12 protein-coding genes are annotated in these 12,380 nt (G+C 59.2%); 10 read left to right on the top strand and 2 right to left on the bottom strand.

The annotated features are described in order from the left end of the window. Positions 1 to 81: 81 nt before the first annotated feature. A complete protein-coding gene (locus tag E6C55_RS16190; RefSeq protein ID WP_136370854.1) occupies positions 82 to 960 on the top strand; it encodes a formylglycine-generating enzyme family protein in 879 nt (292 codons plus the stop codon). Between the two features lie 66 nt (positions 961 to 1,026). Here the strand turns inward: E6C55_RS16190 and E6C55_RS16185 are convergent, their stop codons facing one another. Beyond that, entirely contained in the window at positions 1,027 to 1,956 is a 930-nt protein-coding gene (locus tag E6C55_RS16185; protein WP_136370853.1) for a VOC family protein, read from the bottom strand. Between the two features lie 106 nt (positions 1,957 to 2,062). On the opposite strand from E6C55_RS16185, the gene E6C55_RS16180 reads away from it, so the two are divergent. From E6C55_RS16180 to E6C55_RS16165, 4 genes are all read left to right on the top strand, one after another. Beyond that, positions 2,063 to 2,401: a hypothetical protein gene (locus tag E6C55_RS16180; protein WP_136370852.1), complete on the top strand. Its 339-nt coding sequence runs from the start codon at positions 2,063 to 2,065 to the stop codon at positions 2,399 to 2,401. Positions 2,402 to 2,465: 64 nt separating this feature from the next. After that, positions 2,466 to 3,179, top strand: coding sequence for a DNA alkylation repair protein (locus tag E6C55_RS16175; protein ID WP_136370851.1), 714 nt, complete (start codon positions 2,466 to 2,468; stop codon positions 3,177 to 3,179). 153 nt (positions 3,180 to 3,332) lie between these two features. After that, on the top strand, positions 3,333 to 4,181 hold the full coding sequence (locus tag E6C55_RS16170; RefSeq protein WP_136370850.1) for a hypothetical protein: 849 nt from the start codon (positions 3,333 to 3,335) through the stop codon (positions 4,179 to 4,181). A 65-nt stretch (positions 4,182 to 4,246) separates the two neighbouring features. After that, a complete protein-coding gene (locus E6C55_RS16165) occupies positions 4,247 to 4,816 on the top strand; it encodes a Uma2 family endonuclease (RefSeq protein ID WP_168735678.1) in 570 nt (189 codons plus the stop codon). 1,177 nt (positions 4,817 to 5,993) lie between these two features. Here E6C55_RS16165 and E6C55_RS16160 read toward each other — a convergent pair. Next, positions 5,994 to 6,200 (bottom strand): hypothetical protein, encoded by a 207-nt coding sequence (locus E6C55_RS16160; RefSeq protein ID WP_136370848.1) that lies wholly within the window; start codon positions 6,198 to 6,200, stop codon positions 5,994 to 5,996. 94 nt (positions 6,201 to 6,294) lie between these two features. Here E6C55_RS16160 and E6C55_RS16155 point away from each other — a divergent pair, with 94 nt between their 5' ends. The 5 genes from E6C55_RS16155 to E6C55_RS16135 all read left to right on the top strand — a co-directional run bounded on the left by E6C55_RS16155 (position 6,295) and on the right by E6C55_RS16135 (position 12,373). Beyond that, complete coding sequence (locus E6C55_RS16155; RefSeq protein ID WP_136370847.1) at positions 6,295 to 7,836, top strand: spore germination protein; 1,542 nt, start codon at positions 6,295 to 6,297, stop codon at positions 7,834 to 7,836. After that, entirely contained in the window at positions 7,833 to 9,038 is a 1,206-nt protein-coding gene (locus tag E6C55_RS16150) for a Ger(x)C family spore germination protein (RefSeq protein ID WP_230986710.1), read from the top strand. Before E6C55_RS16155 ends, E6C55_RS16150 begins: the two co-directional genes overlap by 4 nt. Then, a complete protein-coding gene (locus E6C55_RS16145; RefSeq protein ID WP_136370846.1) occupies positions 9,035 to 10,150 on the top strand; it encodes a GerAB/ArcD/ProY family transporter in 1,116 nt (371 codons plus the stop codon). The genes E6C55_RS16150 and E6C55_RS16145 overlap by 4 nt, the downstream gene beginning before the upstream one ends. Positions 10,151 to 10,339: 189 nt before the next feature. Continuing rightward, complete coding sequence (locus tag E6C55_RS16140) at positions 10,340 to 11,269, top strand: zinc metalloprotease HtpX (RefSeq protein ID WP_136370845.1); 930 nt, start codon at positions 10,340 to 10,342, stop codon at positions 11,267 to 11,269. A 126-nt stretch (positions 11,270 to 11,395) separates the two neighbouring features. Continuing rightward, positions 11,396 to 12,373 (top strand): helix-turn-helix transcriptional regulator, encoded by a 978-nt coding sequence (locus tag E6C55_RS16135; RefSeq protein WP_168735677.1) that lies wholly within the window; start codon positions 11,396 to 11,398, stop codon positions 12,371 to 12,373. Positions 12,374 to 12,380 lie beyond the last annotated feature (7 nt).

Below are 12,380 nucleotides of genomic sequence, written 5' to 3'. Positions count from 1 at the left end.
TCTTGAACGGGGGTCTGCCGGTCTTGCGGCCGGCAGGCTTCCGCTGCAGGCGAGGCAGGTTGTTCCCTAAGGAGAGCTGTGATGAGGACACGATTGACGATTGCGGTATGGATGATTGCGATGTTGGCCGTTGCCGTTGTCTTAAGCGCTTGCTCGCGGGAAGCGGCCGGGACGGAATCCGGGAAGGACGGCGGCCTCGTCTTCGTCGAAGGCGGGAAGATGGTTAACGTCAGGTCGAACTTCTACGGGAAGAACGTCATATTGTCCGATTATTATATAAGCCCGTACGAGGTCACCCAGCGGCAATGGAGAGAGATTATGGGCAATAACCCTTCTTATTACCAAGGGGAGCAGTTGCCGGTCGAGATGATCACCTGGTACGACGCCGTCGAGTACTGCAACCGGAGGAGCATGAAGGAGGGGCTGGAGCCGTACTACGCGATTGACCGCAACCATGCCGACCCGAACAATCGGAGCGACAACGACACGCTGAAGTGGACGGTGACGATTCGCGAGGGTGCGAACGGTTATCGGCTGCCGACGGAGGCGGAGTGGGAGTATGCGGCGAGCGGCGGGAAGAAGAGCAAGAGCCGGCTGTACAGCGGCAGCAACGATGCGGACGAGGTGGCCTGGTATTGGAGGAACGCGGGCGACCATTACTTGTCCGGGGACTGGACCTGGCCGGCCATCGAGAACAACCGCAATCGAACCCAAGCCGTCGGGGGGAAAAAACCAAACGAGCTCGGGCTCTACGATATGTCGGGCAACGTGAGGGAATGGTGCTGGAATTGGTACGAGGATGGGGACGGCAGCGCGGCTGCCAAGAGCGGCTCCTTGCGGGTCGTGAAGGGCGGAGGCTGGATCGGAGACGTCAGCAACGGAGCGATCTCGTTCCGCGGCAAGTTCGAGGCGAACGGCTTCGGGCCCGATCAAGGATTCCGTGTCGTGCGCAGTGGATAACGCAGATGGGCCTTCGAGACGATAATTCGTCTGCGAAGGCCCATCTGCATTCCGACACAATCGAGGTTACTCCACGAACGCTTGCCGCAGCTTCTCGAGGTCGAATTTTCTCATCGGGAGGAAGGCTTCGATCACTCGCTTAATCTGCTCGGGCGTTCCCGTCGCCAGCATGTCTTCCATCTCGCGGGGGGCGATCTGCCAGGAGAGGCCGTACCGATCCTTCAGCCAGCCGCATTGTTCGGCTTCGGGCACGGCGGACAGCTTGTCCCAGTAGAAGTCGATCTGCTCCTGCGTGTCGCAGCGGACAAGCAGCGAGATGGCCTCGTTGAAGGCGAAGCCGTGCGGGTGTGCGCTGTCCATCGCGGTCAGCCACGTGTTCCCGATCATAAAGTCGGAGAACATGACCGTGCCCTCCCGATCCGGCGACATGCCGGGGCCGTAGCGGATGAGCGAGCCCGGTCTGGAGTCGCGGAAGATCGACAGGTACTCTTCGCGGGCTTCCTCGGCCTTGCCGCAATTATCTCCCGTGAACATAAGCGAAGGGATGATCGTCGGCCGCGGTTCCCCTTCGGGATTCGTCAGCATGAGCTGCCACGTGACGCCGTACTTGTCCCTGATCCAGCCGAACCGCTTGCTGAACGGGTATTCTCCAAGTGGCATCAGCGCGGTTCCTTGCTCGGCCAGCTTGTCCCACGCTTCGTCCAGCAGCTCCCGGGCTTGCGGCTCGCGCGAGGGATCGAAGTTCACGATAAACGAGATCGAAGGATTGAACTTGAACAGCGGTCCTGCGGAGATCGCCATGAACGGCTGCCCCCAGATCGTAAACGACACGCTCTCGGAATCGCCCGAAGGCGTGCCCGGAAGGAGAGTCGAGCTGACGACAGCCGATTCCGGGAACACCGAGCAATAGAACAGAGCGGCCTCCTTCGCTTCCTTGTCGAACCACAGGTGAGGAACGATGGACGGCTCTTGCGGGCGGGGATTGGCAGTTTCCATATGTGCAGCCTCCTCTTTTTTCTACATTCTAACATTGGTTGGCGTTGTTCGCGAAGAGGGGGTGCGCTCGCCCTTCGGATCGGTTACGATAGGAATAACCGGGCCGTTGGAGCTTGCGGACGCGTTCGGCATCGGAGGGGAGGGCGGGGCCATGTGGGTGGCGGTCATCGCGGCGGCAATTGTTGTCCTTATTATCGCAGGAGCAACGTTCCGACGAAGGCGCCGAACAAGAGCCGGCAACCCGAAGCTTGTGTCGCTTGAGGAGGTTCGCCGGGCGAAGCGGCGTTCGGCGGGACGTTCGCCGGAGGCGAAGCCGCAGCACTGCTCTCTATGCCGTCGGCCTGCCGGGCGGCTTAGCTTCTATGTCGACGAGAGGGGCGGAACGATCGGCGTATGCCGAGCCTGCAAGCCCAAGGCCGAAGCACGGGATTTGGACCGCCTGTAGCGCTCGCAGCAGTGAAGTCTGTGAAGGCGGTTACCTCTGGGCAAAAGGATGGGGAGAGAGAAGCATGGATCTGCAGACGGTAATGCGGGAGCTGGAAGCTCTCGGCAAGGAGCGGCTTAAGAAGATGTATCTATCGAACGGAGCTCATGAGCCCCTGTTCGGGGTGGCGACGGGCGAGATGAAGCCGCTCAGGAGACAGATCAAACGGAACCAGGAGCTGGCCGAGCAGCTCTATGCGACAGGCAACTACGACGCGATGTACTTCGCCGGGGTAATCGCGGACCCGAAGGCGATGTCGGCCGCGGACTTCGAGCGCTGGATCGATGCGGCCTACTTCTACATGCTGTCCGACTTCGTCGTCGCCGTCACCCTGGCGGAGACGGAGATCGGGTTCGCGCAGGAGGTGTGCGATCGCTGGATCGCAAGCGGCGACGAGCTGCGCATGTCGGCGGGGTGGAGCTGCTACTGCTGGCTTCTTGGCAGCCGCAAGGACGCCGAATTCGATTCCGGCAAGCTGGCGGGCCTGCTGGAGCTGGCAAGAGAGACGATTCACGATGCTCCGGAACGGGCGAAGTACGCGATGAACATGTTCCTCACGACCATCGCCGTGTCTTATGTGCCGCTGCACGAGCAGGCGGTCGAGACGGCCGCGGCGGTCGGTCCGGTGGAAGTGAACAAGGACAAGAAGAAGAGCAAGCTGCTCAGCGCCTCGGACAACATCCAGAAAGCGCTTGACAGAGGGCAGATCGGCTTCAAGCGCAACTATGTAAGGTGCTGACAATTCAAAGCGTTGGCTATTGCAGTTCGCCCAATAAACTGCTACAATGTACACAATATTCCAGTGGTGAAGCACACCCTGGCTCACGTCTGTTCAGCGACGTCGAGCCGGGGTTTTTGTTTTGCCCTGGGACTAATTAGAGGAGGGGTATTCATGGGAGCCGTTCGTCTGTACGACACGCCGGGACAATTCGCGGAGATGATGGTCAGGCAGCTAAGCGAGAGCACGGGATTCGAGATACGCTCGAAGGAGGGGGAGCCGCTGTTGCTGGAGGTTGCCCTTAATTCGGAGATCCATCCGGACGGACAGGCAGAGATCAGCCTGCATCAGACCTACGATACGTACATGGCCGGAGGAGATCTGAACACGGCGATCGATTACATGAACAAGATGGTCCGTTTGTCCGCTCATATGCGGGAGGGCGTCGACATGAACAAGATCGATCCGGCGAGAATATACCCGGCGATCCGGGACGAGCGGTATGTGAAGGAAGCGAGGCGCGCCATGCAGATGGTGTCGGACCCGGTGCTGCCGGGGCTTCGCATCGTGTATATGGAGGTTCACGAGGATTACTGCAAGATCGTGACCGAGCAGATGCTGGCGGACAATCCGGAGCTGGACGTCGAGAAGGTGAAGAAGCTCGCGTTCGACAACCTGAAGGCGGCCGGCTGGGTGGAGCCCGAGCTTCGGCTGGACAGCCCGGTTCGACCGACCTGCGTCGTTCAGGTGTTCAACGAGCCTCCTCATCCGATCGACTGCCAGTTCCTGATTCCGGAATGGACCTCGCGCTACTTGCCGTCCGAATACGTCATCGCCTTCACGAACCGGAAGACGGTCCAGATCCTCCAGTCGACCGAATCGATGAATACGTTGCACCGGGCGCGGGATCTGGCCGTTAAGAGCCGATTCAAGGACGTCGTGGAACGAAGCTGCCGGCTGATGCCAAGCCCGGTGTCGGATCGCATGTATTGGGTGAAGGCCGGCAAGGCGAGGCTGCTGTGAGAGGGACCTCGCAGCTTGTTTCTGTGATATACTGGTAGAAAATGTTGATTGCGGGAGGGATCGAGATGGCGGAGAATTCGTCCAAGAGCAAGTCGCAGGAGAAGGTTAAGGAGCACTCGGCACGTTATCTTATCGATGAGAGATACGAGATTATCGGCGGTGTCCGATACGACTTTATGACTTCGCCTAAGGTGAGTCATCAGGAGATATTGGGCCAGTTGTATTTGGCTTTCAATTATTCCTGCCGGGCCGAGGGAAGAATATTTGTCGCGCCGCTGGACGTTCACCTGGACGAAGACAACGTCTTTCAACCGGATCTAATCTACATCTCGAAGGCCAACGACGGCATTATCCGGGACGGCTACGTGTACGGCGCCCCCGATCTTGTCGTGGAGATTCTGTCCGATTCGACCGGCCGAAGGGACAAGACAATCAAGAAAGACACTTACGAGAGGTTCGGAGTCGGCGAATACTGGCTTGTCGATCCGGTGTACCGCCTCGTGGAGCAATTTGTCCGGCTGGACGGGCGATACGTCCTCTCGTCTACGCTTACAGAGAATGATACAATCGCATCTCCGACCATTCCGTGCCTCTCCATCGAGCTTGCCGCTATTTTCCCGGAGGAGAACTCGTAGCTCCACCTGAAGGAGGCCGCCGATAAAGTCGGCAGCCTCCGACGCTGCGCCCCTAGTGTGAAGAGGCTGGTGGGGGGAGGTTGTGGAGGAAGTCCAATCCTTCGGGCGCGGAGAGGCGAAGTGGGAGGCGTTAGTGGAGAAATCCGCACAACGCCGCTCCAGTTGACCTCTAGTTACTCATCTGCCCCCACCACGCCTGCTCGAACGCCCGCACTTGAGTAATGGCGACTCATCTCGGTGCCTCCGCGCGCCAATCGCCGCTCCAGTTGAGTCGTGGTTACTCAACTGCCCCCACCATGCCTGCTCGAACGCCCGCACTTGAGTAATGGTGACTCATCTCGGTGCCTCCGCACGCCAAACGCCGCTTCGGTTGGGTCGTGGTTACTCATCTGCCCCAACCATGCCTGCTCGAACGCCCGCACTTGAGTAATGGCGACTCATCTCGGTGCCTCCGCACGCCAAACGCCGCTTCGGTTGGGTCGTGGTTACTCAACTGCCCCCACCATGCCTGCTCGAACGCCTGCACTTGAGTAATGGCGACTCATCTCGGTGCCTCCGCACGCCAAACGCCGCTTCGGTTGGGTCGTGGTTACTCATCTGCCCCAACCATGCCTGCTCGAACGCCCGCACTTGAGTAATGGCGACTCATCTGGTGCCTCCGCGAGCCAATCGCCGCTCCAGTTGACCCATGGTTACTTATCTGCCCCCACCACGCCTGCTCGAACGCCCGCACTTGAGTAATCCCTCTGGCGGCATTAGGCCTCTTCTCCCTTTCGTTCAGGATAAGGAGATGCAAGGAGAATGGGCTGACCTAAGACCCAAGGGCATGATCGGCAAGCGGAGGTTCCTGATTCAAGGGGAGAAGAGGCATAAGGGTTCAGAAGGGGGATAGGGCTTTTTTAGACGGTGGCGGGACATAAAACGCCGCGATTCCCGCCAATCCAAGCCGACGAATGGGGCCGGAGGCGCGACTCGCGTGGCGGGCGGGTGAGGGGGACTCCGATAAAGTCGGTGAAGCCGCCGCTTGTCCTCCCAATCCTCCAAACCCAAAAGAACCGCCAGGAATGATCAATGCTCGATCGTCCCTGGCGGTTCTTCTGTGCCTGCGCCGTGCCGGAAGCACGTTCGAAGAGGAATAAAACGGAAGCGTGAGAGAAAAGCTAACCTGCGCGTTGGATTATTTCTCGCCGAATTGGTTGCCGGATTCAGCTCGCAACCTCTTCTTATGCTTCAGATAGCTCTTGATGATTTTGCGCCCGCGGGTGAAGTACCAGATAAAGACCGGGAGGAGAATGTTGAACCCGAGCAGCAGGCAGACGACGGTCCACATGAATCCTTCCGTGTTGATGACATGCCGATAAAGCCAAGAATGATAGAGATCCATTCGATCGCTCCTTGCTCATTCGCGAATTCCTGGTTGTTAGTGTGGACGAATCCGTGCGGGAGCAAACCCTCTTGATGGGAAGGAGATGGACGGAATGAATCGTCTCGCGGCCGCCGCCAAGGCCGTTCTGGAGCGGAAGATCGCGCCGGGCCTTGCCGACAACGAAGCGGCGATCGATGAGGTGATGGGGAACTGCGCGGACCTGCTGAAGCGATCCTTCCTGCTCGGAGGGGACAGGCGCGTTCCCGGGCTGCTTGTATGCCTGGACGGGATGGCGGACTTGGGCACGGTGGAAGCGATTCTGAAGGAACTGCTTCCGTTCGCGGAAGGTTCGCTCAAGAGATTCCCGGACGATTCGGAGGTCGAGGCGCTTCCGAATTTTTATCTCAGCAGTGCTTCGACGCATACGTGCGAGACGGTCGGCGAAGCGATCGCGGCCGTTATCTCCGGCAACGCCGTCCTTCTGTTCGAAGGTTACGGGAGCGGGCTGATTGCGAACGCGAGGGGCTGGAAGGAGCGCAACGTCGAGGAGCCGTCTACGGAGAACAACCTGAGAGGGCCGCGCGACGGGTTCTCGGAGAGCATCCGCACGAATACGGCGCTTGTGCGCCGGCGGATTCGCGATCCTATGCTTCGCTTCGCCGCGATGACGGTCGGGACGCGGACGCAGACGTCGATTAATATTGCGTATATCGGGGATCTCGTCAAGGAGGGGCTTGTCGACGAGGTGAAGCGCAGGTTGGGCCGCATTCGAATCGATTCGGTTCTGGAGAGCGGCTATATCGAGGAGCTGATCGAAGACGCGCCGCTGTCTCCGTTCAATACGGCGCAGAGCACGGAGAGGCCGGACAAGGTGGCTTCCGCGCTGCTGGAGGGACGAGTCGCGATCTTCGTCGACAACACGCCCCACGTGCTGATCGTCCCGACGTTCTTCTGGCAGTTCATGCAGGCGCCGGACGATTATTACAATCGCTACTGGGTCGGCACCTTCTATCGCTTCGTCAGGTACATCGCCTTCATGATCAGCCTGCTGCTTCCGTCGATCTATGTGATGCTGGTCAGCTTCCACCAGGAGATGATTCCGACATCGCTCGCGCTGACGATCGCCTCCGGACGGGAGATCATCCCGTTTCCGGTGCTGCTCGAGGCGCTGATCATGGAATTCGCCTTCGAGCTGATGCGGGAAGCGGGGCTGCGCATGCCGAAGCCGATCGGGCAGGCCGTGAGCATCGTCGGCTCGCTTATTATTGGCCAGGCTGCCGTGCAGGCGGGCCTGGTGTCGCCGTTCATGGTCATCGTCGTGGCGATGACGGGAATCTCTTCGTTCGCGATTCCCGGCTATACGAGTTCGCTTGCCATTCGTCTGCTGCGCTTCCCGCTGCTGATCGCGTCCGGATTGTTCGGGCTGCTTGGGTTCGCCACGATGGCGTTCGCTCTGCTGCTGCATGTGCTGTCCATTCATTCGTTCGGCGAGCCGTATCTGGCGCCGGCGAGTCCTTATCGTCCTTCCGACCAACGGGATATGCTGCTCCGGGTGCCGATATGGATGATGGATCTGCGGCCGGAATTCGCTCAGGATCGGGAGCGGATGGAAGGAAGCCAGATGCCGAAGGCTCCCAAGGAGGGACAGCGATGAGCGAAGCGGATGCGATTGTTCGATGGGGGAAGCTGCTGCTCGCGGCGGGGGTGCTTCTGCTTGGCTCCTCCTGCGTGGGCGTCCGGCAGATCAACGAGCTCGCGATCGTGACGGCCGTCGGTCTTGATGTCGGGAAGAAGCCGAATACGGTTCGGCTGTCCGCCCAGATCATTCGTCCGGCGGATGCGCGAGGACAGACGGGAGCGCCGTCCGGAGGGACGGGCGAACCGATCTATTCCGTAGAGACCGAGGGGGCTTCCATCTTCGACGCGATCCGCAATCTGGGCCGATTCTCCTCTCGCCGGGTGTATTGGGCCCACAATTTTCTCATCGTTATGCATGAGGATTACGCCCGGCAAGGAATTCAGGACATGGTCGACTTCTTCACCCGCAACCACGAGCTGCGAATGAACACGTGGGTGGCCGTCACGCCGGATTCGCCGGCCGAGCTCATCTCGACGATTACCGGGCTGGAGGTCGTTCCCGGGGAAGCGGTGGACAGCCTGTTCCGCAGCAACCATGTCGCCGGACTCGCGCCCGGGAGCAACATGAGGAACCTCGAGGAGTCGTTCCTGAGCGTAAGCACGGAGCCGATTCTTGCCAAGCTGATGCTCAGGCCCAGGGGAATCTCGAACAAGAAGCCGGAGGAGCAAGGCTCGCTTGAGCAGGTCGAGCTTGGCGGCGCGGCCGTGTTCAAGGAAGGGAAGATGCTGGGCTGGCTCACCCCGATGGAGAGCCGCGCCTTGCTCATGTTCCGCGAGAAGCTGGCGAGCGGCATCGAGACGCTGCCGTGCCCCGGCGACCAAGACCGGAGGCTGACGATGGAATTCAAGGATGCCCGCATGGACGTCGATCCCGGCTATTCGAAGGGAGATATCCATTACCGGATACGCGTCAAGATGGATGCGTCGATCGTGGAGAGCGGCTGCGCGAAGTCGATCGCGAGCATCCGGGAGGAGGCGGAAGCGCTGCTGGCCGCACAGGTGAAGAAGCGGATCGAGCGGGTCGTGGAGAGGGCACAGAGGGAGTATCGCTCCGACTTCCTTAAGCTAGGCGAGGTGTTCCGCAACTCCTACCCTGTGGAATGGCGCGGGATGAGCGGCCATTGGAGCGAAGTCTTCTCCGAAGCCGAGACCAAGGTGGAGGTCTCGGTCAGAGTCAATTCGGCCGTACTTAAAGCTGAAGGAACAGGTGTGAGATGAAGAAGCTGAATATCACGAACGGAATGCTCGTCGCGATGATCGTCAATATGATTTATGTCAAGGCGATCGGCGTGACGCAGGGGGTGCTGGCGAGGCAGATCGGGCAGGACATGTGGATCGCTACGCTGCTCGGCACGCTGCAGGGCATCGGCATTCTGTACATCACGCATCTGGCGATGAGACGAACGCCCGACCTCGATATGATAGCGTTGGGCGATCGGCTTCTGGGCAAGGGATTCGGGACGGTTGTCGCGCTGCTGATCTTCCTCTTCTTCCTCGCCGCTATCGGGCCGGTGATGATAACGTTCGTTTATCATCTTCAGGATTACTTCCTGCCGGAAGCTCCGCTCTCGCTGTTTATCGTATGCGCGCTCCTCGTCGGCGCGCTCGGCTGCTTCTACGGCTTGGAAGTGATCGCGCGGCTGGCTCTGATCGGCTGCGCCTTCATCTTCCTGCTTAACGTGCTGATCGTAATCGGCTCGTTCGAGGAATTCGACATCCGCAATCTGCTGCCGGTTCTGGAGCAAGGATTGCCGCGAACGCTGGCCGCCAGCCTTCACTTCGACGTCGATTGCGCGCTGGCCTCGATGATGGCCGCTCTTGTCCTGCCGATGCTGAAGTCTCCGCAGAAGGAGGGAGGCAAGGTAGGGATGCTCGGTATCGCGACCAGCGGCTTGATGGTTATCATCTGGTCCATTCTGGAGGGGGCTGTGCTGTCCGCCGAAGTGACGAGCAGGTACACGATCTCGTGCATGAAGCTCGCGCGCAACGCGCATATCGGGGAGTTCCTTCAGCGCTATGAGATGATTATGATCGCCCTGTATTCGATCTCCGCCTTGTTCCAGGTTATGTTCTGTCTGTACGGAGTGTCGGTGTGCACGGCTCGCATCCTCCGGCTGAAGAGCATTCGTCCCGTTATTCTGCCCTGCTGCCTGATGCTGGGAACGTTGGGGTACTGGATCGTAAAGGACCACTTCCGCGCGATCGTCTATCTCGAACGCTATTGGCCGTGGGTTGCGCTTCCGATCGGCTTCGGGCTGCCGCTGGTGATGCTGGGGCTCCGGCTGTTGATGGGAAGGCGCTTGAAGGGAGAAGCGGCCGCGCAGCGATAGTTGCCCGTTGTTCCTCCCCTCCAACACGTTCACATTCCCCCTCCCCAATCCCATTTTCTCCCCTACAACAATGTTCGAATCGACGCGGATGTACAAAATGTGTCCAATCTCCCCATTATAATTGTCGGTGTCAGGGCCAAACGGGCTCTGCGTTGATGAGGTATCTATACGAGGGGGCGCATCTTGAAGATGGAACTGGATTTCACGTCGATGACCGAACGGATTAAAGGAAGCAGCTTGAACATCAAGTCGGGCAAGTGGAGAGCATTCGGGTGGTTCCTGCTGACGAACGCGATGATTCTGCTGTCTCTGGCCATTATCTCCAGCGGCGCGCTGATCGGCTTGTTCCCTTATGTTCTGCTGCTGGGCTGCGCCTTCCCCTTTATCGCGCTGTGGTTCTCCCGTTGGCGGGCCAAGCGTTCGCATTCCATCCATGTCATTAATGTTTCTGACTTCCGGAGCGAAGAAGAACGAAGCCTGTACGAGCTCGTGGAATCGATCGGCCGGAAGGCAGGACTCGCGCAGACGCCGCAGATCGGCGTGTACGACAGCGAGGAGGTTAACGCGTTCGCGACCGGAGCAACGAGGAATCGGTCCTTGGTCGCGTTCAGCTCGGGGCTTATCGATACGTTGGACGAGCGCGCGATTGCCGCCGTGGCGGCGCATGAGATTGCCCATATCGCGAACGGCGACATGGTCACCCTCTCGCTTGTGCAGAGCGTCGTGAACACGATTGTGCTGCTGTGCACCTTGCCGCTTCGCGTGCTGGGCTGGCTGGCGTTCTGGCTTGCGGATCGGAACGGAGAGTGGGTCTATGGGCTCATTACCGCTGCCAGGTGGCTGATTACCGTGTTCTTGGTGTTCCTGGGAAGTCTGGCCGTGAAGGCGTTCTCCCGCCGTCGGGAATTCGAGGCCGACCGTCTCGCGGGCGAGCTGATCGACAGGGAAGCGATGGTTCACGCGTTGGACAGCTTAAGGTCCCGGGCTCCCATCGTGCTGCGAAGCCAGAAGGCGTTCGCGGCCTTCCGAATCAACGGCGAGAAGCGGTGGCTGGATCTCTTCTCCGATCATCCGTCCATTGAGCGAAGAATCGCCAGGCTGCGGCAGGGAGCCGGATAAGGCAAGGACGTCTCTCTTCAGCGGGGGAGCGGGGGCGTTCGTCACAATTCTCCTCAGTTGTAAAATAATGACGAATGAAAGAATCGCATGGTATAATCATCCTATGTCTTAGGTAGGAGAATGACGTTGAAGAACGAGGACAGCAAGGCGACAAGAATACTTTCCCTGTACGATCGGCTGCGCAAAGGATTTGTCCTGAACAAGGACGAGCTGGCCGTCGAATTCGCGGTGAATCCGAAGACCGTTCAGCGGGATCTGGACGAGATCCGTATGTATATGGCCGAGCATTATCCCGGCGAGTCCGTCGTGTACGATCACAGGAACAAGGGGTACCGAACGGAGAACAACAGCGATGCGGCGGTGTCCGCCGTCGAGGTGTTCGCCTTGGTGAAGATCGTGCTGGAGAGCCGGGCATTCAACAAGCCTGAGCTCGACAAGCTGCTCCATGCGGTAATCTCGGTCGTCTCGAAGGCGGAGCAGCAGGCATTCAAGGACTTGATCCTGAACGAGAAGTTCCATTACGAGCCGGTGACGCACGGCAAGCCGATTCTGGAGCGAATCTGGCATCTCGGACAGTGCATTATGAAGCGGGAAGTTATCGCGATCGGCTATACGATTATGAACGGCGAGGAACGCGAGCGCATCGTGCATCCTCTGGCCATTGTTTTCTCCGAATTCTATTTCTATTTGATTGCGCAATTCGAGGGAAGCGAGCACCGCGACCCTACCTTCTTCCGAATCGATAGAATCAAGACCGTTAAGCTCCAGGGGAGAAAACACGCCAATCGGCGGTACGAGGACGGAGAGCTCAAGCGGCGCGTTCAGTTCATGTATGGCGGAGATCTGCTCCGTCTTCGGTTCCTGTTCAAGGGACCGTCGCTGGAAGCGATTCTGGATCGGTTCCCTACGGCCGTCGTTCTCGCCAAGGGAGAGGAAGGAACGGTTATCGAAGCCGAGGTGTTCGGCAAGGGCTGCTTCATGTGGCTGCTCAGCCAGGGGAAGCATGTCGAGCTTCTCGGCCCGGAGGAGCTTCGCGCGGAATTCGCCGAGATCGTTCGGGGGATGAACGGGCTGTACCCTCTCAGTGACGATATCGTTACGTAGATATCCA

The organism is Cohnella fermenti (assembly GCF_004801405.1).
In the GTDB taxonomy this organism is placed as follows: Bacteria; Bacillota; Bacilli; order Paenibacillales; family Paenibacillaceae; genus Cohnella; species Cohnella fermenti.
This window is presented reverse-complemented; position numbering and strand designations above follow the sequence as displayed.

What these genes read in the sequence shown, in the direction of transcription:
- E6C55_RS16185 (WP_136370853.1), bottom strand. Translation starts at nt 1,956, where the DNA reads ATGGAAACTGCCAATCCCCGCCCGCAAGAGCCGTCCATCGTTCCTCAC.
- E6C55_RS16160 (WP_136370848.1), bottom strand. Translation starts at nt 6,200, where the DNA reads ATGGATCTCTATCATTCTTGGCTTTATCGGCATGTCATCAACACGGAA.
- E6C55_RS16170 (WP_136370850.1), top strand. Translation starts at nt 3,333, where the DNA reads ATGGGAGCCGTTCGTCTGTACGACACGCCGGGACAATTCGCGGAGATG.
- E6C55_RS16155 (WP_136370847.1), top strand. Translation starts at nt 6,295, where the DNA reads ATGAATCGTCTCGCGGCCGCCGCCAAGGCCGTTCTGGAGCGGAAGATC.
- E6C55_RS16145 (WP_136370846.1), top strand. Translation starts at nt 9,035, where the DNA reads ATGAAGAAGCTGAATATCACGAACGGAATGCTCGTCGCGATGATCGTC.
- E6C55_RS16165 (WP_168735678.1), top strand. Translation starts at nt 4,247, where the DNA reads ATGGCGGAGAATTCGTCCAAGAGCAAGTCGCAGGAGAAGGTTAAGGAG.
- E6C55_RS16190 (WP_136370854.1), top strand. Translation starts at nt 82, where the DNA reads ATGAGGACACGATTGACGATTGCGGTATGGATGATTGCGATGTTGGCC.
- E6C55_RS16150 (WP_230986710.1), top strand. Translation starts at nt 7,833, where the DNA reads ATGAGCGAAGCGGATGCGATTGTTCGATGGGGGAAGCTGCTGCTCGCG.
- E6C55_RS16140 (WP_136370845.1), top strand. Translation starts at nt 10,340, where the DNA reads ATGGAACTGGATTTCACGTCGATGACCGAACGGATTAAAGGAAGCAGC.
- E6C55_RS16175 (WP_136370851.1), top strand. Translation starts at nt 2,466, where the DNA reads ATGGATCTGCAGACGGTAATGCGGGAGCTGGAAGCTCTCGGCAAGGAG.